General features: G+C 66.5%; 21 protein-coding genes. 10 read left to right on the top strand and 11 right to left on the bottom strand.

Annotated elements, in window-relative coordinates:
- Nucleotides 1–41: 41 nt before the first annotated feature.
- The gene (locus PM1_RS15820) at nt 42–917 is read right to left on the bottom strand and encodes a MurR/RpiR family transcriptional regulator (RefSeq protein WP_009620336.1); all 876 of its coding nucleotides are present in this window, start codon (nt 915–917) and stop codon (nt 42–44) included.
- Between the two features lie 188 nt (nt 918–1105).
- Nucleotides 1106–1921, bottom strand: a complete 816-nt coding sequence (locus PM1_RS15815; RefSeq protein ID WP_009620338.1) for a helix-turn-helix domain-containing protein — start codon at nt 1919–1921, stop codon at nt 1106–1108.
- A gap of 181 nt (nt 1922–2102) precedes the next feature.
- Here PM1_RS15815 and PM1_RS15810 point away from each other — a divergent pair, with 181 nt between their 5' ends.
- Together PM1_RS15810 and PM1_RS15805 are read left to right on the top strand one after the other, a co-directional pair.
- Nucleotides 2103–3545, top strand: a complete 1443-nt coding sequence (locus PM1_RS15810) for an alanine/glycine:cation symporter family protein (protein ID WP_009620340.1) — start codon at nt 2103–2105, stop codon at nt 3543–3545.
- Nucleotides 3546–3605: 60 nt separating this feature from the next.
- On the top strand, nt 3606–4598 hold the full coding sequence (locus PM1_RS15805) for an asparaginase (protein ID WP_009620342.1): 993 nt from the start codon (nt 3606–3608) through the stop codon (nt 4596–4598).
- A 531-nt stretch (nt 4599–5129) separates the two neighbouring features.
- Here PM1_RS15805 and PM1_RS15800 read toward each other — a convergent pair.
- From PM1_RS15800 to PM1_RS15790, 3 genes are all read right to left on the bottom strand, one after another.
- Nucleotides 5130–5420, bottom strand: coding sequence for a LasR-specific antiactivator QslA (locus PM1_RS15800; RefSeq protein ID WP_009620344.1), 291 nt, complete (start codon nt 5418–5420; stop codon nt 5130–5132).
- Nucleotides 5421–5803: 383 nt separating this feature from the next.
- The gene (locus PM1_RS15795) at nt 5804–6271 is read right to left on the bottom strand and encodes a GNAT family N-acetyltransferase (protein ID WP_009620346.1); all 468 of its coding nucleotides are present in this window, start codon (nt 6269–6271) and stop codon (nt 5804–5806) included.
- A 99-nt stretch (nt 6272–6370) separates the two neighbouring features.
- Nucleotides 6371–6700, bottom strand: a complete 330-nt coding sequence (locus tag PM1_RS15790; protein WP_372241113.1) for an O-methyltransferase — start codon at nt 6698–6700, stop codon at nt 6371–6373.
- A gap of 246 nt (nt 6701–6946) precedes the next feature.
- Between PM1_RS15790 and PM1_RS15785 the strand changes: the two genes are divergently transcribed.
- Nucleotides 6947–8227, top strand: a complete 1281-nt coding sequence (locus tag PM1_RS15785) for a colicin E3/pyocin S6 family cytotoxin (RefSeq protein WP_009620350.1) — start codon at nt 6947–6949, stop codon at nt 8225–8227.
- Nucleotides 8224–8454, top strand: a complete 231-nt coding sequence (locus PM1_RS15780; protein WP_009620352.1) for a DUF7683 domain-containing protein — start codon at nt 8224–8226, stop codon at nt 8452–8454. The genes PM1_RS15785 and PM1_RS15780 overlap by 4 nt, the downstream gene beginning before the upstream one ends.
- A 163-nt stretch (nt 8455–8617) precedes the next feature.
- Here PM1_RS15780 and PM1_RS15775 read toward each other — a convergent pair whose 3' ends face one another.
- Both PM1_RS15775 and PM1_RS15770 read right to left on the bottom strand, forming a co-directional pair.
- Nucleotides 8618–10111 (bottom strand): aldehyde dehydrogenase family protein, encoded by a 1494-nt coding sequence (locus tag PM1_RS15775; protein WP_009620354.1) that lies wholly within the window; start codon nt 10109–10111, stop codon nt 8618–8620.
- Nucleotides 10112–10320: 209 nt separating this feature from the next.
- Nucleotides 10321–11997 carry an MFS transporter gene (locus tag PM1_RS15770; protein WP_009620356.1) on the bottom strand — a complete coding sequence of 559 codons (1677 nt, stop codon included), beginning with the start codon at nt 11995–11997 and terminating at the stop codon, nt 10321–10323.
- Between the two features lie 377 nt (nt 11998–12374).
- Between PM1_RS15770 and ccsA the strand changes: the two genes are divergently transcribed.
- From ccsA to peaD, 5 genes are all read left to right on the top strand, one after another.
- Nucleotides 12375–14555: a cytochrome c biogenesis protein CcsA gene (gene ccsA / locus PM1_RS15765; RefSeq protein WP_009620357.1), complete on the top strand. Its 2181-nt coding sequence runs from the start codon at nt 12375–12377 to the stop codon at nt 14553–14555.
- A 250-nt stretch (nt 14556–14805) separates the two neighbouring features.
- Nucleotides 14806–16323 carry a quinohemoprotein amine dehydrogenase subunit alpha gene (gene peaA / locus PM1_RS15760; protein WP_372241114.1) on the top strand — a complete coding sequence of 506 codons (1518 nt, stop codon included), beginning with the start codon at nt 14806–14808 and terminating at the stop codon, nt 16321–16323.
- Between the two features lie 77 nt (nt 16324–16400).
- Complete coding sequence (gene peaB / locus PM1_RS15755) at nt 16401–17831, top strand: quinohemoprotein amine dehydrogenase maturation protein (protein ID WP_009620361.1); 1431 nt, start codon at nt 16401–16403, stop codon at nt 17829–17831.
- Between the two features lies 1 nt (nt 17832).
- Nucleotides 17833–18156, top strand: coding sequence for a quinohemoprotein amine dehydrogenase subunit gamma (qhpC, locus tag PM1_RS15750; RefSeq protein ID WP_009620363.1), 324 nt, complete (start codon nt 17833–17835; stop codon nt 18154–18156).
- 29 nt (nt 18157–18185) lie between these two features.
- Complete coding sequence (peaD, locus tag PM1_RS15745) at nt 18186–19307, top strand: quinohemoprotein amine dehydrogenase subunit beta (protein ID WP_009620365.1); 1122 nt, start codon at nt 18186–18188, stop codon at nt 19305–19307.
- A 45-nt stretch (nt 19308–19352) separates the two neighbouring features.
- On the opposite strand, the gene PM1_RS15740 is transcribed toward peaD, so the two are convergent.
- Nucleotides 19353–19514 carry a PSPA7_2676 family Cys-rich small protein gene (locus PM1_RS15740; protein WP_009620367.1) on the bottom strand — a complete coding sequence of 54 codons (162 nt, stop codon included), beginning with the start codon at nt 19512–19514 and terminating at the stop codon, nt 19353–19355.
- A 304-nt stretch (nt 19515–19818) separates the two neighbouring features.
- Here PM1_RS15740 and PM1_RS15735 point away from each other — a divergent pair, with 304 nt between their 5' ends.
- A complete protein-coding gene (locus PM1_RS15735) occupies nt 19819–20613 on the top strand; it encodes an SDR family NAD(P)-dependent oxidoreductase (protein ID WP_024128885.1) in 795 nt (264 codons plus the stop codon).
- 413 nt (nt 20614–21026) lie between these two features.
- Here PM1_RS15735 and PM1_RS15730 read toward each other — a convergent pair whose 3' ends face one another.
- From PM1_RS15730 to PM1_RS15720, 3 genes are all read right to left on the bottom strand, one after another.
- Nucleotides 21027–21962 (bottom strand): IS110 family transposase, encoded by a 936-nt coding sequence (locus PM1_RS15730; RefSeq protein WP_009615021.1) that lies wholly within the window; start codon nt 21960–21962, stop codon nt 21027–21029.
- A 261-nt stretch (nt 21963–22223) separates the two neighbouring features.
- Entirely contained in the window at nt 22224–22790 is a 567-nt protein-coding gene (locus PM1_RS15725) for a TetR/AcrR family transcriptional regulator (RefSeq protein WP_009620380.1), read from the bottom strand.
- Nucleotides 22791–22863: 73 nt separating this feature from the next.
- Nucleotides 22864–23781, bottom strand: a complete 918-nt coding sequence (locus PM1_RS15720) for a LysR family transcriptional regulator (protein ID WP_009620382.1) — start codon at nt 23779–23781, stop codon at nt 22864–22866.
- Between the last annotated feature and the right edge of the window lie 174 nt (nt 23782–23955).

Here is a 23955-nt window from a genome sequence, read left to right as displayed (position 1 = left end):
CCCGGCGAACGCGGGGCCCCACATGTGCGTGCAAGGGCGGGCTACGGAGGCTCGTCCAGGTAGAGGTAGGGCAGCAGCCGTTCGGTCTGGGCGCTGATGGCTTCGAGCGAATCCCCGGTGTGCTGGGCCAATGCCGCGCCCAGGGCCTCGATGAGCGCGACCATGCCGGCGTTGGAGGCGTACAGCAGCGGGTGCTCCGCAACGGCATAGAGCGCGGTGTCGGCCAGCGCTGCGATGGGCGAGGCCGGGCCGTCGGTAAGGGCCAGCACCTTGCAGCCGCGCTGGCGGGCCAGGCCGAGCAGCTCGACGATGCCGCGGGAATAGCGGGGCAGGGCGATGCCGATCACCAGGTCGCCTTCGCGCAGTACGTTGATCCGCCGCAGGGCCGACTCGACGCCGCCCATGGCGGCGAGGTCCTTGACCCCGGCGCGGAACGGCTCCAGGCAGTTGGCGGCGAAGGCCGCGTGGATGGCGCTGACGCCGAGGCCGGCGACGTACACCTGGCTGGCATTGGCGAGCAGCTCGACGGCGCGGCGCACCTGCTCGTCCCGCAGCAACTCGTGGCTGCGGCGGATGTTGCCGGCGGCGCTGTCGAGGGATTCGCGCACGACGCCGGCGGCGCCGATGTCCCGCGCAAGGCCCAGGCGCAGCTTCTCCACCGGGGCGTAGGCGCTTTCGTAGAGCTTGCGCAGCGTGGCGCGGAAGGGCGGGTAGCCGTCGCAGCCGCAACGGTGGGCGAAGCGGTTGATGGTGGCGACCGAGACGCCGGCGGCCCTGGCCAGCTCGTCGATGTTCATGGTGGAGACCGCCAGCGCGTTGTTCAGCACGAAGTCGGCCAGCTTGCGGAAGGCCGGGGAATAACCCGGGCGGGCGCGGGCGATGGCGCCGAGCAGCAAATGGGAAGGTTCATCGGGCATGGCGGCGGGCCCCGCTGCGCTTGTGCCTGGAAAGCGCTACTGTCTGGAAATCGGTTTTTACTTTTCGTGTTGCCTGAAAATTAATTTACAGGCAGGCACTTATCGGCCTCGCTGAATAGTTGGGAGGGAATATTCCGAAGAACTTGTGCGACTGGATCAGGCCCGCGCCCGGAGCCTGATCGCGGCGGTCATTCGATCTCGAACAGGCCGTTGCGGATCGGCCCCACGCTCAGGCGCTCGCGCACGTCGTCGTCGATGCGCGGGTCGTCCGGGCGGTACAGCTTCACCTGGCGGTAGGCGTTGATCCGGTTGATCTCCGCGCCCAGGTATTCCCAGACCACCCGGGTGCACGCCGGGGTGCGCCGGTCGCCGCTGGAGACGCCGGTCTTCAGGCCGTTGAGGCGGGTAATGCGGCTCTTGAAGCTGGGGATGAGGATGGTCTGGCTCATCTCGTTGACGGTGAGCGATTCGTAGTCGATCAGGAACAGCCGGTCCTGCAGCTGGAAGGCCGCGCCCAGGTAGCGGCAGCGCACCCAGTCCTCGGCCTGCACGTCGGTGCTGCTGGAGCGTTCCTGGCGCTCCTGGCGCTCGAACAGGAAGTTGCCGTCCTCCTCCCACAGGTGCACCAGCGACAGCAGGATGCTGCCGGGCACCGACATGCAGTTGGAGTATTCGAAATAGTAGCCGCAGTAGCGCGACAGGTTGCCGCCCTGCTCGCGCAGCGGTTCGAGCAGGCGCAGCAGCGGGTCGTTCGCCTGCGTGCCGGATTGGCTTGCGCGGGCGCCGATCAGGCGGGCGAACTGCTCCGGCGGCAGGCCCAGCTCGTAGTCCTCGACGCCGAAGAAATCGCCGATGCGCTTGAGGTTGAACGGGGTGGGGCGGCTCTGCCCGCTGAGGTACTTGTTGAACTGCGCGCGGTTGATCTGCAGCTGGCGGCAGACCTCGGAGATGGAGCGGTAATGGCTGCAGGCGAGCTTGAGGTTTTCGCCCAGGTGATCGGACATCGACGATATTCCGGTGTGATGCGAGTGGCGCAAGCCTAGCACCAACTCGCGCCAGAACGTAACAAGATGCGAAATTGTCACGCCCCCTCGTCTTGGCCAACCTTGCCCGCCAGCGCCAGGCCCAACCCGCGCGCCTGGCGCCTCTCTTCCAACCGAAGAACAAGAATCGAGGTCACACCCCATGCTCGAAGCGCTCAACGACTTCCTTTCCGGGAAGGTTCTCATCGTGCTCATCGTCGGACTCGGCAGCTACTTCACCCTGCGCTCCCGGTTCGTCCAGTTCCGCCATTTCGGCCACATGTTCGGCGTGTTCAAGGAGTCCATCCGCGGCCAGGCCGGCCAGCTGAGTTCGTTCCAGGCGCTGATGCTGAGCCTTGCCGGGCGCGTGGGCGCGGGCAACATCGCCGGCGTCGGCATCGCCGTGACCCTCGGCGGCCCGGGCGCGGTGTTCTGGATGTGGGTGACCGCGCTGGTGGGCATGTCCAGCAGCTTCTTCGAGTGCACCCTGGCCCAGGTCTACAAGCGCGCCGACGGCGACGGCCTGTACCGCGGCGGCCCGGCGTACTACATCCAGCACGGCCTGAAGCTCAAGGGCATGGCCGTGGTGTTCTCGGTGCTGCTGCTGGTGACCTACGGCTTCGCCTTCAACGGCCTGCAGTCCTATACCGTGACCCATTCGCTGCAGAACGCCTTCGGCTTCGCCCCGCAGCACACCGGCATCGCCCTGGCCGTGCTGCTGGCCATCGTCTTCATCGGCGGCATCAAGCGCATCGCCGCGGTGTCCGACCTGCTGGTGCCGGTCAAGACCCTGGCCTACATCGGCGTGACCCTGTACGTGATCGGCAGCCAGATCGAGCACGTGCCGGCCATGCTGGAAACCATCTTCAAGAGCGCCTTCGGCCTCGACCCGGCCTTCGGCGGCCTGCTCGGCAGCGCCATCGTCATGGGCGTGAAGCGCGGCGTGTTCGCCAACGAAGCCGGCCTGGGCAGCGCGCCCAACGTCGCCGCCGTGGCCGCCGTGCGCCACCCGGCGTCCCAGGGCGTGGTGCAGGCCTTCAGCGTGTTCCTCGACACCTTCGTCATCTGCACCTGCACCGCGCTGCTGATCCTGCTCTCGGGCTTCTACACCCCGGGCTTCGAAGGCGACGGCATCGTCCTCACGCAGAACTCCCTGGCCGCGGTGGTCGGTGACTGGGGCCGGCTGTTCGTCAGCGTCGCGCTGTCGCTGTTCGTCTTCACCTGCATCCTCTACAACTACTACCTGGGCGAGAACAGCCTGCAGTTCCTCAGCCGCAACCGCCTGGTGCTGATCGGCTACCGCGCCCTGGTGCTGGCGCTGATCGTCTGGGGCTCGGTGCAGAACCTGTCCACCGTGTTCGCCTTCGCCGACATCACCATGACCTGCCTGGCCTTCGTCAACCTGCTGGCCCTGGCGCTGCTGTTCAAGGTTGGCCTGCGGGTGATGGGCGATTACGATGCACAGCGTCGCGCCGGCGTTCAGCAGCCGGTGTTCGACTCCGCCCAGTTCGCCGACCTCGACCTGGACCGCGAAGCCTGGCCGGCCAGCCAGCGCGCCGAGGCCGCCCGCGAAATCCCCGCCGGCCTGCCGCAGGCGCAGGGCTGACGGCCGCGCGGGCCGTCCCGGCGGTCGGCCCGCGCCACTACAAGAACGCAGGATCAGCCCATGCGCGCAGTCAAGAACCTCTTCGTCCTCTACACCGGCGGCACCATCGGCATGCTGCAGACCTCCGAAGGCCTGGCCCCGGCCAGCGGCTTCGAGGCGCGCATGCGCGAGTGGCTGGCCGGTAGTGGCCGGCAGCCGACCTTCGCCTGGGCCTTCCGGGAAATGCAGCCGCTGCTGGACAGCGCCAACATGCAGCAGGCCAACTGGCTGGCCATGCGCGACGCCATAGTCGACGCGGTGGAGCAGGGCGGCCATGACGGCGTGCTGGTGCTGCATGGCACTGACACGCTGGCCTACACCGCGGCGGCGCTGTCGTTTGTGCTGCTGGGGCTGGATGTGCCGGTGTTGCTGACCGGCTCCATGTTGCCTGCCGGTGCGCCCGGCAGTGATGCCTGGGCCAACCTTGGCGGCGCCCTGGACGTGCTGGAAGGTGGCCAGGCCAATGGTGTGCAACTCTACTTCGGCGGCGCGCTGCTGCACGGTGCTCGGGCTACCAAGCTGCACAGTGAGGCCTTCGACGCCTTTACCACGCTGCCGCGTCATCGCGATGGCCAGCGTGCAGGGCAGGTGCCGCCAGTCCTGGATTATCGCCAGCCGCGTCAGCCGGTGAGGCTGGCTGTGCAGCCGTTGTTCCCCGGTCTGCAGGCCGAACAGTTGGAGGCTGTGCTGAATAGCGGCGTGCAGGGGCTGCTGCTGGAGTGCTATGGCAGTGGTACCGGTCCTTCTGACAATGAAGCTTTGCTTGCTGCGCTGGGCGCGGCCCGTAAGCGTGGTGTGTTGCTGGCTGCTATCAGCCAGTGTCCGGCGGGTAGTGTGGTGTTCGATACCTACGCCGCAGGCAGTCGTCTGCGCGACACTGGCTTGGTGTCTGGTGGTGGCATGACCCGTGAGGCGGCTTTGGGCAAGTTGTTTGCCCTGCTGGGGGCGGGGCTGGATGTGGAAGAGGCTGAGCGTTGGTTTGGCCTGGATCTGTGTGGGGAGCTGGCTGGTTAGTATGGGCCTGATGCCGTTTTTCTCCATGGGAGAAACGGCATTTTTCATAACGAACTCCCCAGCCACGAGGTCCGAACTAGGCGTCCCCCACGAGCGTACATCCCTGTAGCCCGCGGGGCTCTCGCGACATCCATGTCGCATGACCTCCTGAGCGCGGGTTTCGCTCGGCCTTCTGAAGGGGCGTTTCGGTGCGCTCGGGTATTTCTCTGGAAGTCCCAAAGCCAGAGCAAGAGCGAGCTTGCTCGCGAACTGGCCGGTGATATCTGCGCACCGGTTCAACGCCGCCCCTCTCCCTAACCCTCGGCTGCGCGCCCCGCCCTGAAGGGAGAGGGAATCGTTGGGCAGACGTTGGTGCTCTGGAGTCAGCCGGCTAGCACAGAGATTGTCGGCTAAAGCCAGGCCTCTTCTCTGCACGGACGGCCCCCTCTCCCGCTTGCGGGAGAGGGTTGGGGAGAGGGCGCTCTTGAGGCCAGCACCAAAAGTCCCCGGCAACTCCTGTTCGCGAGCAAGCTCGCTCCTACGAAAAGCGCGTCACTCCGGCATTCGCCCCAGCCGCTGTTGCAGGCGCGTCAGGAAGCCGATCTCGAAGGCCATTCGCCGCCAGTTGTCCATGTGCTCTATGCGCCCATGGACGAGGCGTGTCCACAGGTAGCCGTCGGCTTCGCCGGCCAGCCAGCTTTCGGCCAGGAGAATGCCTTGGTCGGCGGCTGGCTGCGTGGGAATGGGCCAGGTCAGCGTCAGGCCGGGCTGGCCGTCGGCGGCGGGGATTTCGACGGGATGGGTGTTGCTGGGGAGGACGATCAGGTTGTTGGAATTGGTCATCTAGAGCTGCTCCGTTTCGTTGGATTCAGGAGCTGCCGCCAAAGCTGTCAACCAATGGAGGCAGACCGCGCGGGGTTGACAGACCGGGAAACGGAGCCGGCAGACCCGAAGGTCTCCCCGCGCGATCTGCCATGACACTTGCGGTACGAACCGCGGACACGAGAGGGCCTGCAAAAAGCGTTCGCCGCTTTCGCATGCACCTCGGAGGGCAATCGCGCCGTTTCTTCAGGCTGTCAAACCCGGTCGCGGATGAGCCGCGACCGGCGCAGCTTAGGAACCGGCCGGTAGCGCAACAAGGGCAGAAACACGCTGCAGGAGAGTATCGGATATTTCCCGCAACGGGCACCGATGCGGAAGAAGGGAAGCAGTGTAGGAAGAAAGAACTACAGCGCCGGGCCCGCAACGACCTTGCGCATGAACACCCGGGCAAAACCGTTCTCCGTGGCCCGGTGCGTTTCGCGGTAGCCCAGCTTTGTGTAAAGGGCGATGTTCTCGGTCATCAGCTGGTTGGTGTACAGCTCGATGGCCTGGAAGCCCTGGGCCCGCGCACGTTCCTCGCAGAACGCCAGTAACGCCTTGCCGATGCCCTGGCCCTTGAACGCCGGCGCCACCGCGATGTTCTCCAGCAGCAATGCCGGCCCCTGGGGGCGCAGCACCAGCACGCCGGCGACTTCGCCATCGCGGGTACACACGAACGCATCGGCTTCGGCGATCACCTGCCGGTAGTCGTCGAGCATGGGCGCGGGCTTGCGGCCGATGCGCGGAATGTAGGGGCCGTAGGCCTCGTTCACCAGCCGGGCGATGGCGGGTGCGTCGTCGGGAAGAGCCTTGCGGATTTCTGCTGCGTCCATTGTCTGTGCCTGGTCATGGCTGGCGGATAGGGCACTCTAGCGGATTCGCCGTTCCCCGGCTTCCCGCCGGCCATGGGCCGGCGGGGCGGCAGCGCTCGTTCAGCCAAGCCGCAGGCTCAGCTCGACGTCTTCGGCGAAGGGCACCGACAGGTAGCCGTTGCCGATATCGCGTACCCGCGCCAGGTATTCCGGGCTGTGGTCGGCGTTGTCGGCGACGATCAGCGCGCCGGGCCGCAGGCGGCTTTCCACCAGGGCGAGGATTTCCGGGTAGAGCGCCTTGGCGCCGTCGAGCAGCAGCAGGTCGATGCGCTGCGGCAAGTCGCGCGCCAGGGTCTGCAGGGCATCGCCCTCGCGGATTTCCACCAGGTCGGCCAGACCGGCGGTGTTCAGGTTGGCCTGGGCGTGCAGCGCTTCACCTCTGAAGGCTATTGGCTGAGGGTGCTCAGACCCGCTGGTCGTTGTGCTTGGCCCGCAGCAGGAGCGGGAGCAGCCCGACTAGCTGGACATCGAACCGGCAGGCGCCTAGGACGTGGATTCATGCCTGTTCTGACAGATAACAGCTCAAAAAACATGTATAGGGTGTCGGTAGTTTCCGAAGCAGTTCCTGCCCTCTAAAACGGCGCTCTCGCCGCTCTCATACTCCGGCCGCACTGATGCTTCCGGTCTGGAGAGCCCATGCGCCTCATCCCCAATACCGCCCCCGCCGCGCAGTGTGCGGAGGACCCGTATTTTGCCCAGGGGTTGGTCAGCAATGCGTTGACCCAGGGGCGGCATACGTTGAAGGGGCTGGAAGCGCTCCAACGTACGTCCCATATCGTGCGCGACGCCGACATCGTCGAAGCGGTACGCCGTGGCGAATGGCTGCTGGTGGCGGATGAGGTGGCTTCGTCCAGCGCCAGCGGCCTGTTGCCGGGGAGTGAGTCCTCGCCGCCGCGAGCCTATATCTTCGAAGACCGCTGGCCGCTACCCAAGGTGCGCGAGGACCTGGTATTCGCCAAGTCCTGCCGCCCGGACAATTGGGGTCGGACCCGGCCCGGCGTCGAAGTGGAACCCGCTTCGCGCTTCGGCAACGTCATGCTTTCCGGGGCGATGGCGTTGCCGGTTTCAGCGACCACTGCGCTCAATGCTGGCGCGGAGGCGGCTTTGGTACGCATCGCTGGCGGCGGCATCATGCAGCACGGCTTCACCTGGGCGCTACGTGGGCCGGGTGTGGCCAGCAATCCGGCCAGCCTGTTCCTCCTTGGCCTGCTGCCTACGCGCCTGGGTGACGGCGCCCTGTACACCGACAGCCGGTTGCGTGACCTGGAGCAGGTGCCGACCCGTGTACGTTTCCAGATTCGCCGCGATGCCCATGGTGGCTTGCAGGTCTATGGTATCCATGCCCATCCCGATGGAGATGACGCCGTACGCACGGTCAAGGCTATCTGGCGTGACGACCGTCGTACGATGGAGGCGCACGTCAACGGCCTGACCATTCTCTGGATTCCCAACAAGGGCTCACAGCCCATTCCACCTCTGATTCATCCGGAACATACGGGCGAGCGGATCGACAATATCCTGGTGCACCCGATTGCGACCGATACCGACTCGCAGATCGAGATATACCCGGGCAGCGAGGACATCACTACCGACGATTTCATCCTGACGTTTCCTGCCGACAGCGGGATGAAGTCGCTGTATATCGCCTACGCCATACCGCATTCGCACTACCAGCCGCCACCAGACCACCTGCTGGCCTTTCCAGCGGCGAAGGAGGCCAAGCGGAAAACGCCTATTTCAGGTGGCGGCGGCAAGAGAAAGCGCTGGAAGGATGACGAGGGCTATATCTATGAGTGGGATTCCGCTCATGGCGCGGTTGAAAAATATGACAGGAGGGGAAGGCATCTGGGAGAGTTCAACCCTGTTACCGGCGAAAAGAACAAAGATGCTGATCCAGTTCGGAGAGTAGAGCCATGAGGTACTTCCTGGAGGCCTTCGATAATGAAACCGAGTTTCTGCTGTTCAAGATTGAAGTCTCGGAGTCTTATGCAGGCGACCTGGCGAAGATAATGGGTTGGACAGAGGTTCAACACGGAATCGAAGGGTACGATCTCACTGAGCAGCAGTTGCTCGCCATTGAAGGGATTGTAGGAAGAACCCTGCGCGATCCTGGGTATACCTTTCAGTTGACTTGCAATGGGTGAGACTGCTCGGAGTTCATGAGGACGCGGTGTATCGGCGTATAACCGCGAATGGTTATACGCCCTACGCGCCGCGGGCAAAAAAATCCCCCGACCACTCGCGCGGCCGGGGGATGAAAACGCCGGCGCAGGGGGTAACGCGCCGGACGCGGTAGGACCTTTTGCCTTACAGCTTGATCAGCACCGATTTCACCTCGGTGTAGTGCTCGATGGCGGCGGCGCCCATTTCGCGGCCCAGGCCGGACATCTTGTAGCCGCCGAAGGGCAGGGCCGGGTCCAGGGCGCTGTGGCAGTTGACCCAGACCGAGCCGGACTTGATCTTCGGGATCATCCGGTGCACCGCGCCCAGGTCGTTGGACCAGATGCTGGCGCCCAGGCCGTAGGGGCTGTCGTTGGCCAGGCGGATGGCTTCGTCGAGGTCGTCGAAGGGCATGGCCACCAGCACCGGGCCGAAGATTTCTTCCTGCACCAGCGGGTTCTTCTGGTCCACGTCGACGATCACTGTCGGTTTCACGAAGTAGCCGGGGCCGAACTGTTCGCCGCCGCAGGCGATGGTGGCGCCTTTCTCGCGGCCCAGTTCGATGTAGTTGTGCACGCGCTGCTGCTGGCGGGCGGAGATCAGCGGGCCCATGTCCACGCTCGGGTCCAGGCCGTTGCCCAGCTTCATGCCGTTGGCGATGCCGGCGATGTCGGCCACCACGTTGTCGAAGTGCTTGCGCTGCACGTACAGCCGCGAGCCGGCGCAGCACACCTGGCCCTGGTTGAAGAAGATGGCCTGGGCGGCGCCGGCGGCGGCGCTGTTCAGGTCGGCATCGGCGAGGACGATGGTCGGCGACTTGCCGCCCAGCTCCAGGGTTACGCGGGTCATGTTGTCCATGGCCGCCTTGCCGATTTCCTTGCCTACGGCGGTGGAGCCGGTGAAGGTCAGCTTGTCCACCAGCGGGTGGTGGGTGAGGGCGGCGCCGGCGTTGATGCCGGTGCCGGTGACCACGTTGAACACGCCCGCCGGGTAGCCGGCCTCCAGGGCCAGCTCGGCCAGCTTCAGGGCGCTGAGCGGGGTTTCGTCGGCCGGCTTGAGCACCACGCTGCAGCCGGTGGCCAGCGCCGGGCCGAGCTTCCAGCAGGCCAGCAGCAGGGGGAAGTTCCAGGCGACGATGGCGCCGACCACGCCGACGGCCTCGCGGCGGATGAAGCCGTGGAAGTCGTCGTTGGGCATCAGCGGCATGGACACCTCGACGCTGGAGCCTTCGATCTTGGTGGCCCAGCCGGCCATGTAGCGCAGGAAGTCGATGCCCAGCTGCACGTCCATCACGCGCGCCACGGCGGCGCTCTTGCCGTTGTTCAGGCATTCCAGCTCGGCCAGCAGGTCGGCGTCGCGTTCCATCAGGTCGGCGAGCTTCCACAGCAGGTTCTGCCGCTCGCGCGGACGCATGCGGCTCCAGGGCGAATCGTCGAAGGCCTGGCGGGCGGCGCGCACGGCGCGGTCGACGTCGGCGGCGCTGGCGGAGGGCACCTGGCAGAGCACTTCGCCGGTGGCCGGATTGCGCAGGTCCATGAGGGCGCCATCGGCGGCACCGGTCCAATCGGCACCGATGAGCATCTTCGGCGCGCGCTGCAGGAAGGCGCGGGATTCGGGCTTGATGGGCAGGGAAGCGAGCATTGCGGTTGCCTCTTGTTGAGTTGTCCAGGCAGCTATCGCAACCGCTATGCCAAGCCGGTCAATGTCATTCAACCTATTGAATCAAAACGATTTAATCGAAAAAGAGCCGAGCAATTCCGCGCCCCGCTGTCGCAGCTTGCGACAGCCCTGAGACAGCCTCCAACGAAACAGCCCGCACGGGGCGGGCTGTTTCGCGAGGCGGGCGCGGCTCAGGCGTGGTGGATTTCGCGGTCCTTGGTTTCCGGGAGGAAGAAGGTGCCGAGGATGGCCGTCATCACCGCGATGACGATGGGGTACCAGAGGCCGTAGTAGATGTCGCCGGTGGCCGCCACCATGGCGAAGGCCACGGTGGGCAGGAAGCCGCCGAACCAGCCGTTGCCGATATGGTAGGGCAGCGACATGGAGGTGTAGCGGATGCGCGCCGGGAACAGTTCCACCAGCCAGGCGGCGATGGGGCCGTAGACCATGGTCACGTAGATCACCAGCACGGTCAGCAGCAACAGCACCGCCAGGTGGTTGGTCTTGGCCGGGTCGGCCTTCTCGGGGTAGCCGGCGTCCTTGAGCGCGGCGCTCATCTGCGCGGTGAAGGCTTCGGACTGCGCCTTGAAGTCCGCCGCGGGCAGGCTGCCGCCCTCGAAGCTGGCGATGACCTTGTCGCCGATGTGCACCTGGGCCACGGCGCCGGTTTCGGCCTTGACGTTCTCGTAGGGGATGGCCTTCTTCGCCAGCAGGCTCTTGGCCTGGTCGCAGGAGCTGGTGAATCTGGCCTTGCCCACCGGGTCGAACTGGAAGGCGCAGGCGGACGGGTCGGCGACCACGGTGACCGGGTTCTTCTCCTGGGCGGCGAACACCTCGGGGTTACCGAACTCGGTCAGGCCCTTGAAGATCGGGAAGTAGGTCAGGGCCGCGAGGATGCAGCCGGCCATGACGATCTTCTTGCGCCCGATGCGGTCGGACAGGCTGCCGAAGAACACGAAGAAGGGCGTGCCCAGCAGCAGCGAGCCGGCGATCAGCAGGTTGGCGGTCTGCGCGTCTATCTTCAGCGTCTGCAGCAGGAAGAACAGCGCGTAGAACTGCCCGGTGTACCAGACCACGGCCTGGCCGGCGGTGCCGCCGAGCAGCGCCATGATCACCACCTTGAGGTTGTCCCAGCGGGCGAAGGATTCGGTCAGCGGCGCCTTGGAGGCCTTGCCTTCTTCCTTCATGCGCTTGAACACCGGCGACTCGGAGAGTTGCAGGCGGATGTACACCGAGATGGCCAGCAGCAGGATGGAGAGCAGGAAGGGGATCCGCCAGCCCCAGTCCTCGAAGGCCTCGTTACCCAGGCCGGTGCGGCAGGCCATGATCACCAGCAGCGAGAGGAACAGGCCGAGGGTGGCGGTGGTCTGGATCCACGAGGTGAAGAAGCCGCGCTTGCCCTTGGGCGCGTGCTCGGCCACGTAGGTCGCCGCGCCGCCGTACTCGCCGCCCAGCGCCAGGCCCTGCAGCAGGCGCAGGCTGATGAGGATGATCGGCGCCGCCACGCCTATGCTGGCGTAGCTGGGCAGCATGCCCACCACGGCGGTGGAGATGCCCATGATGACGATGGTGATGAGGAAGGTGTACTTGCGTCCCACTAAATCGCCCAGACGGCCGAACACGATGGCGCCGAAGGGGCGCACCGCGAAGCCGGCGGCGAAGGCGAGCAGGGCGAAGATGAAGGCAGTGGTCTCGTTGACCCCGGCGAAGAAGTGCTTGGCGATGATCGCCGCTAGCGAGCCGTAGAGGTAGAAGTCGTACCATTCGAAGACGGTGCCCAGGGAGGAGGCGAAGATGACCTTGCGCTCCTCCCGGGTGATGCCGTTGTGGGGTGTGTTGCCCGCGGTCGGGCTGTAGGTCTGCGCCATGTTCTTCTCCGTCTTGTTCTTGTGATGGGCCGGAGTCCTTAACCACCGTTGCCGCACTCGGGCCATGGGGTTGATGCAGCGGAACACGGATAGTCGAAGCGAGACTGCAGACAGGCTTCAGGCTGGCCCGGCAAGGCGTGCGGGCCATCTAGAAGCATAAACGCCATCTTCCAGATATCCAGCCGTGGCGGATCGGCTAGAACTAAGGGAGCTGTCTCAGGCTGCAATGGCTGTCGCGAATTGCAACGCCGCGCCGCCCCCGGCTTTGCGCCAAGCCACTGTCGCGCAAGGTGTTTTCGGCCCTGGCACACAATATGTAGAGGCCCGGATGCGCAATCCCGCGGACACAAGCGGGAGACATTCCAAGGAGGCCCGATTTGAAGAGGACGTTCACTCCGTTGCCCGTGTTGCCCGGCTTTGGCGCCCTGGTTGCCACCTGCCTGCTGCTCTGGTTACTGCCGCTGCTGGGCAACGCCTGGCTGTGGATCGCCGCCGTGCTCATCGTCCTCGGCGCCGCGCGGCCTCAGTGGCGTTCCATGGCCTGGCCGCCGGCCCTGGGGGCGCTGTGCGGCGCCTGCCTGGCGCTGGCCCTGCACCTGCTGGCCGACCATTTCCAGCTGCGCTACACCTGGCTCTACAGCAGCGCCGGGCTGCCCGGCTACCTGAAGATGGCCAACCTCTGGGGCGGCGACGAGGGCACCGTGCTGCTGCTGGCGACCTTCTGCACGGGCATCGCTGCCGGCCAGGCGCGCGAGACCGGCTGGGCCGGGCGCGGCATGGCGCTGGTGGCCGCCTGGTACGTGGCCACCGCGGCCTGGCTCGGGCCCTTTTCCGCGACGCCGGCGGACTGGCTGGCGGCGCAGCCCAGCCAGGGCATGAATGCCCACCTGCAGACCTTCTGGATGGCCTTCCACGCGCCCCTGGTGCTGGCCGCCTACGCCTGGGCCCTGGCGCCGGCCGGGGCGGCGCTGGATGCGCTGGGCGGTGGCGGCGAGGCCTACGCCGCCGTGGCCCTGCGCTACGGCCGGCGCGCCTGGCTGGTGCTCAGCGCCGGCATCGGCGCGGGCATGGCCTGGGCCATGGAGGACTTCACCTTTGGCCAGCTGTGGCACTGGGACCCGGTGCAGACCTCGGCCTTCGTGGTCTGGGCGTTGCTCGGCGCGGTGCTGCACGGCGCGCGGCGCTGGCGCCCGGACGGGGCCAACCGGCGCCTGCTGCCACTGCTCAGCCTGCTGGCGGCGGCCATGGCCTGCGGCGCCCTGGCCGTTACCCGCAGCACAGTGCTGGCCAGCTCGCACCGCTACATAGGCACCACGTCCTGGCTGGCCCACCTGGGCCTGGCGGCGGTGCTGCTGGCCCTGGCCGGCTGGGCGACGCTGCGGGTGCGGCGCACGGCGGGGCGCAAGACGCGTTCGGACTGGACCATGGACCTGGCCATCTACCTGTTCGCCGGCAGCGCGCTATTGGCCCTGGGCGCGCTGTTGCAGGCGCACCTCTATGAATGGCTGGGGCTGGAGCGGCCGAGCGATCTCAAGCCGTTCTTCGAGACGCTCACCGCCTGGGCCACCACCGACGAGATGAACGGCCTGCGCCGCGCCTTCGACCAGTGGGACGTGGACGGCTACGGCCTGGTGCGCTGGCTGCTGCCGCTGCTGGGCCTGCTCGGCCTGGTCGGCGGCTACAGCTTCCTGCGCCGCAGTGGTTGGCCGAAGCTGGCGCTGCTGGCGAGCCTGGCGATGGCCGTGGCCATGCTGCTGGTGGGTTGGCACGGCGGCTGGCTGAGCGCCGGCTACAGCGGCCAGGGCATGCTTTCGCAGAACGTCGTGGTGGTGCTGCCCTGGCTGGATGCGGCGCTGCTGGGCGGCGCCTTCCTGCTGGCGTCCTGCGCGTTCTGGTGCGTGCTAGCGCTGTGGCGCAGCCGGCGCCTGGGCAACCTGCGCTACAGCGGCGGGGTGGCGCTGATCCATGGCGGCGCGGTGGTCGCCCTGGTCGGCGGGCTGGCGGCCACGGCGCTGAACACCTACCTGCAGGTGACCATCCCGCCCGGCGCCTCTTTCGAGCAGTGGCAGGCGCTGGCCAACGGCATGCAGTTGCGGGTGCTGCCCGACAGCACCCGGGCGGACCGCGCCGGCTACCACTCGGTGGCGCGGGTGGAGCTGCGCGAGGGCGGCCGCCAGCTGGAGGGCCACGCGCTGTTCCAGGACAGCCGCGGCAACCCGCCGGCCTACCAGGGCCCGGTGCGCCAGCTGTGCGAGATCCTCGACTACCACTACGCGCGCTTCGCCTCGGACCGCGGCTACGTGCTGCACCCGTTCATCATCCGCGGCTGGCTGGGCGACCTGCAGGTGTGGGTGCCGGCCTCGCCGCGGCTGATGGGGCAGAAGGGCGAGGCCATCGAGAGCCTGGTGGTGATCCGCAGCTACCCGCTGCTGTCGTTCGTCTGGCTGGGGCTGGCCTGCATGCTGCTCGGCGCCTTGCTGCTGCCCGGCGCGGGCGTATCGCGCAAGCGCGTCCATACTGCATCCCAGGCGCGCCTCGATGGCCTGTCTCAGAGTTAGACAGCAATCGCGAAATTAGACGCGCCAACTTGTCGCAGGGTGGCTCGGAATACCGTCGAAAGCCTGATTCGACGGGGCTTCCAGGGTAGTGGCACACAACCTGCTAAACAGCTGGAGAGCTAGACGGAACCAGCTGTTCGCCCAGCGGTGGGCACAGAACAATTTCAACAAGAAACACCGAGGAGGCCTGATCTTGAAGATGACACGACTTCGGCACTACCTGGGCGCCGGAGCCCTGGCCACGCTGGCCATGGCGCTACAGCAACCGGCCCATGCCGCCGATGGCCAGACCATCATCAACGCCAAGTGCATGGCGTGCCACACCCCTGAGGGCAACAATTCCCTGAGCCGCATCAGCCACCAGCGCAAGACGCCGGAGGGCTGGCTGATGAGCATCGCGCGGATGCAGGTGATGTACGGCCTGAAGATCAGCGACGAGGATCGCCGCGCGGTGGTCAAGTTCCTCGCCGACAAGCAGGGCCTGGCGCCGAGCGAGACCGACGGCGTGCGCTACGCCCTGGAGCGCCGGTTGAACACCGTCGAGCACTTCGATAGCAACTTCGAGCAGATGTGCGCCCGCTGCCACTCGGCCGCGCGCATCGCCCTGCAGCGCCGCCCGGCGGCGGAATGGGAGAAGCTGGTGAACTTCCACCTGGGCCGCTGGCCGTCGCTGGAATACCAGGCGCTGTCCCGCGACCGCGACTGGTTCGACCTGGCGAAGAAGGAGATGGTCCCCGAGCTGGCCAAGCGCTACCCGCTGGACAGCAAGGCCTGGAGCGACTGGCAGAAGAACCGGCCGAAGGCCGAGTCCCTGGCCGGCGAGTGGAGCTTCGCCGGGCACATGCCGGGCAAGGGCGACGTGGCCGGCACCATGAGCGTTTCCGGCGGCGCGGACGACCAGTTCAAGGTCAGCGTCAAGGGCCGGTACGCCGACGGCACGCCGTTCGACGGCGAGGGCAGCGCGGTGCTGTACAACGGCTACGAGTGGCGCGGCAACGTGAAGGTCGGCGACGTGACCCTGCGCCAGGTGTTCGCGGCGCTCAAGGGCCAGATGCAGGGCCGCATGTTCGACAAGGCCCATGACGAGCGCGGGCTGGACTTCGTCGCCGCGCAGAAGGGCACCAGCCACGTGCTGGGCGTGCAGCCGGCGTTCCTCAAGGCTGGCAGCGAGGCCGAGGTGAGCGTCATCGGCAGCGGCCTGAAGGGCAAGCCGTCGTTCGGCAAGGGCGTGGAGGTGGTCTCCGTGGTCTCGGAAACCCCCGAGCGCGTGACCGTGAAGGTCAAGGCCGACGCCTCGGCCGCCGCCGGCGAGCGTGAAGTCAGCGTCGGCAGCGCCAAGGGCGGCAGCCTGGCGGTCTACCAGGACATAGCCGAGGTCAAGGTGGTGCCGGAGTTCTCCGTCTCGCGCATCGGCGGCAACGGCGGTTCCACGCCCAAGGTCCAGGGCAGCTTCGACGCCGAGGCCTGGGGCAAGGGCGCCGACGGCAAGCCGTTCCGCATCGGCGTGTTCCCGGCCAAGTGGTCGGTGGAGCCCTTCGACGACCGCGCCAAGGAAGACCAGGACGTCAAGTTCGCCGGTGTGATGGACGCCGATACCGGCATCTTCACCCCCGGCGACGCCGGCCCCAACCCCGAGCGCAAGATGATGACCAACAACGCCGGCAACCTGAAGGTGATCGCCGCCGTGGACGACGCCGGCAAGACGCACCAGGGCGAAGGCCACATGATCGTCACCGTGCAGCGCTGGAACAACCCGCCGATCCCGTAGAGCCGGGTTCGGATGAACTGAACGCATGAACCCCCGCCCGCGGGCGGGGCGTACCAAGCAAGTTCCGGGAGGTCGCCATGGGCGCCATCTTGAATCTGGTCGAACGCAACCTGCACGAAGTGCGGGTGGACGCCGACCGCCTGTTGTTCCACATCCCCAGCTCCTCGCTGTTCGCCAGCGACGAGCTGACCGGCGGGATCATCGATGCCCTGCGCGGGCACGCCTGCTCGCCGGAAGAGCTTTCGCAGCGCCTGGCCGGACGTTTCGAGGCCAACGAGATCGACGAGACCCTGCGCGAGCTGATCGCGCTGGAGCTGGTCAGCGACGGCTCGCCGCTCACCCCTGAAATCGGCATCAAGAAGGTTGATCGCACGGCGCTCAACACCGTGGTGCTGAACGTCAACACCGGCTGCAACCTCAGCTGCACCTACTGCTACAAGGAAGACCTGGACAAGCCCTCGGCCGGCAAGAAGATGGGCGCGGAAACCGCCGAAGCCTCGGTGGAGATGCTGCTCAAGGAATCGCCCGACGAGAAGCGCTACACCGTGGTGTTCTTCGGCGGCGAGCCGCTGTCCAACCGGCCGCTGATCGAGCACATGGTGGCCTACTGCGAGCGCCGCTTCGGCGAGCTGGGCAAGCAGGTGGAGTTCGTCATGACCACCAACGCCACGCTGCTCACCGAGGAGATCGTCGACTGGCTCAACGCCCACCGCTTCGGGCTTTCCGTCAGCATCGACGGGCCCAAGACGGTGCACGACCGCAACCGCATCACCGTGGGCGGGCAGGGCACCTACGACGTAGTGCGGCGCAAGGCCGACATGCTGCTGTCGCGCTACACCAGCCGCCCGGTGGGCGCGCGGGTGACCCTGACCACCGGCGTCACCGACGTCGAGACCATCTGGAACCACCTGTTCAACGAGATGGGCTTCGCCGAGGTCGGCTTCGCCCCGGTGACCTCGGGCGACATCAGCAGCTACAACCTCACCACCGACGAGCTGCAGCAGGTGTTCGCCAACATGAAGGCCCTGGGCCGCCGCTACCTGGCGGAGGCGCTGGAGGGGCGCAACATCGGCTTCTCCAACCTGCACCAGCTGATCACCGACATCCACGAGGGGCAGAAGAAGGCCCTGCCGTGCGGCGCCGGGCTGAAGATGCTGGCGGTGGACCACAAGGGCGAGCTGAACCTGTGCCACCGCTTCACCGGCTCGTCGCTGCCGACCTTCGGCAACGTGCATAACGGGGTGAAGCAGGCCGAGCTGAACGAGTTCCTCTCCCAGCGCCTGGACCGCACCGACACCGGCTGCGCCAGCTGCCGCATCCGCAACCTGTGTTCCGGCGGCTGCTACCACGAGAGCTACGCGCGCTACGGCGACCCGGCGCACCCCACCTACCACTACTGCGAACTGATGAGGGACTGGGTGGACTTCGGCATCGAGGTCTACAGCCGGATCATGGCTTCGAACCCCAGCTTCATCGACCGCCACATCACTCCGCGGAAGGCGCACTGACATGAAACATCTCAAAGCGATCAACAACAAGGCGCAGCAGCTGGAGCAGGCCGCCGCCGAGGACCGCATCGAGGACGTGGTGGCGATGAACTCGGTCGCCGGCTGCGCCTCCACCACCGACCCGGGCTGGGAGATCGACGTGTTCGGCGGGGTTTCCTCGCTGTGCCAGCCGATGGAAGCCGACCTCTACGGCTGCTCCGACCCCTGCTGGTGGCCGGCCCAGGTGCCGGACATGATGAGCACCTACCCCGACTGGAACAAGGACGCGCAGGCCTCCGCGGAGAACTGGCGCAACCTCGGCACCGTATTCCCGGACGACAAATGAGCGGACAGAAGAACAAGAGGAAGCACTGCATGTCCAGAAAAGCATTCGCCGCCGTCCTCGGTGGCCTCTCGCTGGCCTGCGCGCTGCACGCCGCAGCCGCCGCCAACGAGAACAAGGCCCTGGAAAGTGGCCACGAGTACCTGGTGTCCACCAACTACCCGAACAACCTGCACGTCATCGACATGCAGACCGACAAGCTCTACAAGACCTGCACCATTCCCGGCGCCTATGGCCCGGGCATGATCCAGCTGTCGCCCGACCGCAAGATTGCCTACGTGCTGAGCAATCACTACGCGGACATCTACGGCCTGCAACTGGACGACTGCAAGCCGGTGTTCCACGCCACCATCGCGCAGAAGCCGGGCGAGAACGCGCGCTCGATGTTCTCCATGACCGTCAGCCACGACGGCAAGGAGGTCTATGCCATCGCCAACCCGACGCTGATCCTCGCCGAGCACTACGAGGTGCAGCAGCCGCGCCTGCAGGTCTACGCCGCCGACGGCGGCATGGACGCCAAGCCGATCCGCACCTTCCCGGCGCCGCGCCAGTTGACCATCATGCAGACCGGCGACGACGGCACCCTGTACGTGGCCGGCCCGGACATCTACAAGGTGGACGTGAAGACCGGCAAGTTCGACGTGCTGATCCCCAGCCGCAACTGGAAGCGCCCGAACTACTCGCCGCCGGACGTGCTCTACGTGTGGAACCAGCAGACCTACCCGCGCGACTTCTCGCTGCTGTACACCACCGCTAAGTTCAAGGACGCCAAGCAGGACCCGGCCACCGCCGACTACCTGTACGGCTTCTTCAACATCGACCTGGCCACCGGCAAGACCGAGACCGTGGACTTCGGCCCGGTCACCGAGGTGTACTTCAGCGGCATCCGCTCGCCGAAGGACCGCAACGTGATCTACGGCGTGCTCAACCGCCTGGTCAAGTACGACATCAAGGCGCAGAAGGTGGAGAAGGCGGCCAACCTCGACCACTCCTACTACTGCCTGAGCGCCAACAAGGCCGGCACCAAGCTGTACCTGACCGGCACCCTGAACGACGTGGCGATCTTCGACGCCGACAGCCTGGAGCGCATCGGCGACCTGAAGCTGCCCGGCGGCGACATGGCGATCACCACCAGCCAGGCCTTCATCCGCTGAAAACGCCGGGCGCCGCCTGCTGGCGGCGCCCGGTCGGGCTTTTTTTCAGGCGCCGGGGTCGACGACTTCCGGCTCCGCTTCCTCCGCGCTCAGGTAGCGTTGTGCGCCGCAATGGCTGCAGCGCTGATGAAGCATCAGCACCTCGCCCACGCGGGTGGGCACGCCCTCGCTCCAGCGGCAGCCCAGGAAAAAGCAACGTAATCGCATGAGACCTCCCGTCGGGAATGGCTCCCGACCGCAGAACAGGCAGCGTGGGTTCGGATCGTCCCGGCTTGTTCTTGTCTGGCGACGGTCGCGGCCAGCATCCGCCCGGCGCTCTAGAATGGGCAATCTAATCGCCGCAGGGCCCGCGGGACGGGGCTGCGCGGCCTTGTCGCTCCAACTGGCGTCACCTTTTCGGTCGATTGACCCGCCGGGGCATATCCCTAGCATCCGGGGTGGCGGCGGTTCCGCACCCGGTGCGGACGCCAGGTTTCGAACGATGGGGGCCACGAGGGCCCGGGGTGAAGCAATGAGCAAGAACAAGAACGGCCGCGCGCTGGTGACCGGCGCCTCCGCCGGCATAGGCGCGGCCTACGCCCAGCGCCTGGCGTCGCGGGGCCACGACCTGCTGCTGGTGGCCCGCGACCGCGAGCGCCTGATGGCCCTGGCCGCCTGCCTGCAGGCCGAGTACGGGGTGGACGTCGACATCCTGCCGGCGGACCTGACCGAGCCGAAGGAGCGCGCCCGGGTGGAAGCCCGCCTGGCCGCGGACGCCGACATCGACATGCTGGTGAACAATGCCGGGATGGCGGTCAAGGGCAGCATGGTGGAGGCGGGGCTGGATCAGCTGGAACAGATGATCACCCTCAACGTGCTGGCCTCGGCGCGCCTGGCCGGCTGCGCGGCCAAGGCCTTCGCCGCGAAGGGGCGGGGCACCATCGTCAACCTCACCTCGATCCTGGCCCTGGCGCCGGAGCAGTTCAACGGCGTGTACAGCGGCACCAAGGCCTTCCTGCTCAACCTGAGCATCTCCATGCAGCAGGAACTGGCGCCCCTGGGCGTGCGCGTGCAGGCGGTGCTGCCGGGCGCGACCCGCACGGAAATCTGGGACCGCTCGGGCACCGACGTGCCGGAAGACATCCTCATGGAAGTCGGCCACATGGTCGACGCCGCCCTGGCCGGCCTGGCCCAGGGCGAGGTCATCACCATCCCGGCATTGCCCGACATGCAGGACTTCGAAGCCTACACCCGCGCCCGGCAGAACCTGGCGCCGCTGCTCTCCGGGCGCTTCCCGGCGGAGCGGTATGGGGTGCGGGTGGATTGAGCCGGGGCATTCCGGAGCGCGCGGCTTTTCGTAGGAGCGAGCTTGCTCGCGAACGGTGTTTTGCCTGGGGTTGCGGGTGCCGGAGCTGAGAGCGCCCTCTCCCTAACCCTCGGCTGCGCGCCCCGCCCTGAAGGGAGAGGGGACCGTTCGGAGTGCGCTGATATTTCTGCGTTAGCCGGCTTGTACCGAGTTGCCGGCTGGCACCAAATCCTTTCTCGGCACGGACAAGCCCCCTCTCCCTTCAGGGAGAGGGCTGGGGAGAGGGAGCGGAGTTAACCCGAGGCGCCAGCGCTGCCGGCGAGCTCCACCCACACCATTCCCCTGTAGGAGCGCGCCCTGCGCGCGAAATCGCGGGCAGGGCCCGCTCCTACACTGGCCGAGAACACCGCGTTTCCCGTAGGAGCAACTGTCTTTCACTGCTGCACGGTACCTGTTCTCCAGCAGGTACCGTCCCTGACCATGGCGTTCAACCGCACGATGAGCACACGCATGCAGGCCACCAGGGCAACCTTGGCGCATCGACCGTTCTCGCGCAGGCCTTGGTAGCGGCGGGCGAAGTCTTCCTGATAGCGAATAATCGACAAGGTCGTCATGTACAGGATGCGCCGGATCATTCCTCGTCCTCCCCGGATTCGGCGCTGTCCCGACTTCTGCCCGCTGTCGCTGTTGTACGGGGCCAGGCCCACCAGGGCGGCGATCTGGCGGCGGTTCAGTTGTCCCAGCTCCGGCAGATAGGCCAGCAGCCCAGCCGCGGTGACCGGCCCCACGCCTTTGACTTGGCATAATTGCTGGGCCTGTTCTGCGTCCACGACGTTCATCGCTTTGGCAATTTCCTTGTCATAGCCGCGGATCGTTTCTTTAAGCGCCTTGATGGCGCCTTCCAGGCATTGGCGGACGAAGGAGTCCCGGGCTTGATGCAAACGACGACGTTCATCATCGCGCTGGCTGACCAGTTGCTCTCGGCGTTGCACCAATTCCCGTAGCCGCTCGCGCTCTGGCGAAGGCACCGTGCTGGGCGCTTCCTCCAGCGTCTGCGCCAGATGCGCCAGGACGGCTGCATCGATGGGATCGGTCTTGGCCAGCTTGCCCATGGCCGTGGCAAAGGCTCGCACCCGTGTGGGGTTAAGCCGTGAAACCCTATGACCGGCACGAGACAGGCTGAACATCACTCCGCACTCATAACCGCCGGTCGCCTCCAGCACGATACGTTCGGGCTTTTCCTCGGCGAACAGCGCCAGCAACTGCTGGTGGCCCTGCTCGTCATTGGAAACGCTGAAGCTCTTGCCTTGTGGACGCAGCCATACGGCCAGCGAATCCTTGGCGACATCGATACCGACCCAACACGTCATGACCAAACCCTCGTAAACTGCACGGCGAGAGCACTCTGACTGCCCACGCTTGTGGTTCGAGGTTTAGCTCGTTCAACTGTTCGGGCTTGAGTCAGAGGACGGCGGGAGGCAGCTTGGGCTCCTACTCGTGCTCGCAACACCGCGGACCTGCAGCTTGCCTCCCGTCGCTCTCACCTTCGATCCTATCGAAAGTCGCTGACACAAGCGGACCTTGTCCGCGATAGCCGGACATATCGGCGCGATTCGCGGATGAGATCCGCTCTACAGTTCACCCGCAATATCGCGCTTGAGGTAACGCCGGGTGCTTTCCAGAATGCGCCCGGACAACGCCGGATCGGCCACGCTGCGCGACAGCAGCAGTGCACCGACCAGCGTCGCCAGGGTCGCCACCGCCTGGTCCGGATCATGGCCCTCGGGCAGAACCTTCTCCAGGCGCTCCAGGCGCTGGACAAGGGCCAGGTCGGTAGTCGGGCTGGGTTTGCCGCGGGCGCCCAGCTCGGCGCTCAGGGTGGGGAAGGGGCAGCCGCGCTCGGGGTGGTCGCGGTGCTGCTCGGAGAGGTAGTCGTCGATGAAGTTCGCCAGCGCGTCCGGCCCGCCGAAAGTCCTGCCGGCCACTTCGGCGAGCTGCTCGAAGGCCGCCTGCAGGGCGATTTCCACCAGCTCTTCCTTGGACTTGAAGTGCGCGTAGAAACCGCCGTGGGTCAGCCCCAGGGCCTTCATTAGCGTCTGCAGGCCGGTGGCTTCCACGCCCTCGCTGCGGAAACGCCGCGAGGCCTCGTCGATGATGCGCTGGCGCGTCTGGGCCTTGTGGTCTTCGGGGTAGCGCATGGACGTGTTCCCGGGCTGAATGACATGTCGGTCGTCATTCTAACCCCCAGGACCGATCCTGCGTCGTAGGACTTCAGACCAGGCTATCGGGATCGCCGACGAACATGCTGATGCGCGAGCGCAGCCAGCGTTCGGCCGGGTCGTTGTCCTGGGCGCCGCGCCAGACCAGCGATAGCTCCGCCGGGCGCGGGGTGAAGGGCGGGTCCTCGGCGCGCAGGCCGCCGGCGGCGGTCAGCGCCAGGGCCGCGTAGTCCGGGACGGTGGCGATCAGGTCGGTGCCGGCGAGCAGCGCCCCCAGTCCGTTGAACTGCGGCACCGCCAGCACCACCTGGCGCTTGCGCTCGAGGGTCGCCAGCTGTTCGTCGACGAAGCCTTCCAGGTCGCCGGCGTAGGACACCATGGCGTGGGGCCGGGTGCAGTAGTCGTCCAGGCTCAGCGGGCCGGGCACCGAGTCGGCGCGCAGCACCTTCCATTTGCTGCGGCGCAGGGTCTTGCGCTTGGCATTGGCCGGCAGCTCGTCGGTGTAGCTGACGCCCGCGGAAATCTCGCCGGAGGCCAGCAACTGCGGCATCAGCAGGTAGTTGGCGCGGCGCACCACCAGGACGATGCCCGGCGCCTCGGAGCGCAACCGGCGCAGCAGCGCCGGCAGCAGGCCGAACTCGACGTCGTCGGACAGGCCGATGCGGAACACCGACTTGCTGGTGGCCGGGTCGAAGTCGGCGGCGCGGCTCAGCGCGGTGGAAATGGAGTCCAGCGCCGGCGACAGGTGGCCGAAGATCTCCTGGGCCCGCGCGGTGGGCTCCATGCTGCGGCCGGTGCGGACGAACAGCGGGTCGTCGAACAGGTTGCGCAGGCGCGCCAGGGCCGCGCTGATCGCCGGCTGGCCGAGGAACAGCTTCTCGGCGGCGCGGGTCACGCTGCGTTCGTGCATCAGCGTTTCGAAGACGATCAACAGGTTGAGGTCAACCTTGCGGAGGTCGTTGCGGTTCATGGGGGCTCCCTGACGATGGGGGAAAAGTGAAGCGCGGCGCGTCTGGCGTCAAGGTCTGACGGATAAGTCCTTGATCATTTTCCGCATTCTTCCTTAGCAAGACGCTTCATTGCCGTTATCCTTCCCTACTGCGCAGCCGTATTTTTCGGGCGTTGCCTGGCGCTCCGGCCTGCG

The organism is Pseudomonas sp. M1, assembly GCF_022760135.1.
Taxonomy (GTDB): domain Bacteria; phylum Pseudomonadota; class Gammaproteobacteria; order Pseudomonadales; family Pseudomonadaceae; genus Pseudomonas; species Pseudomonas citronellolis.
The sequence above is the reverse complement of the archived record's forward strand: the minus strand, read 5'-3'. Positions and strand labels throughout refer to the sequence as shown.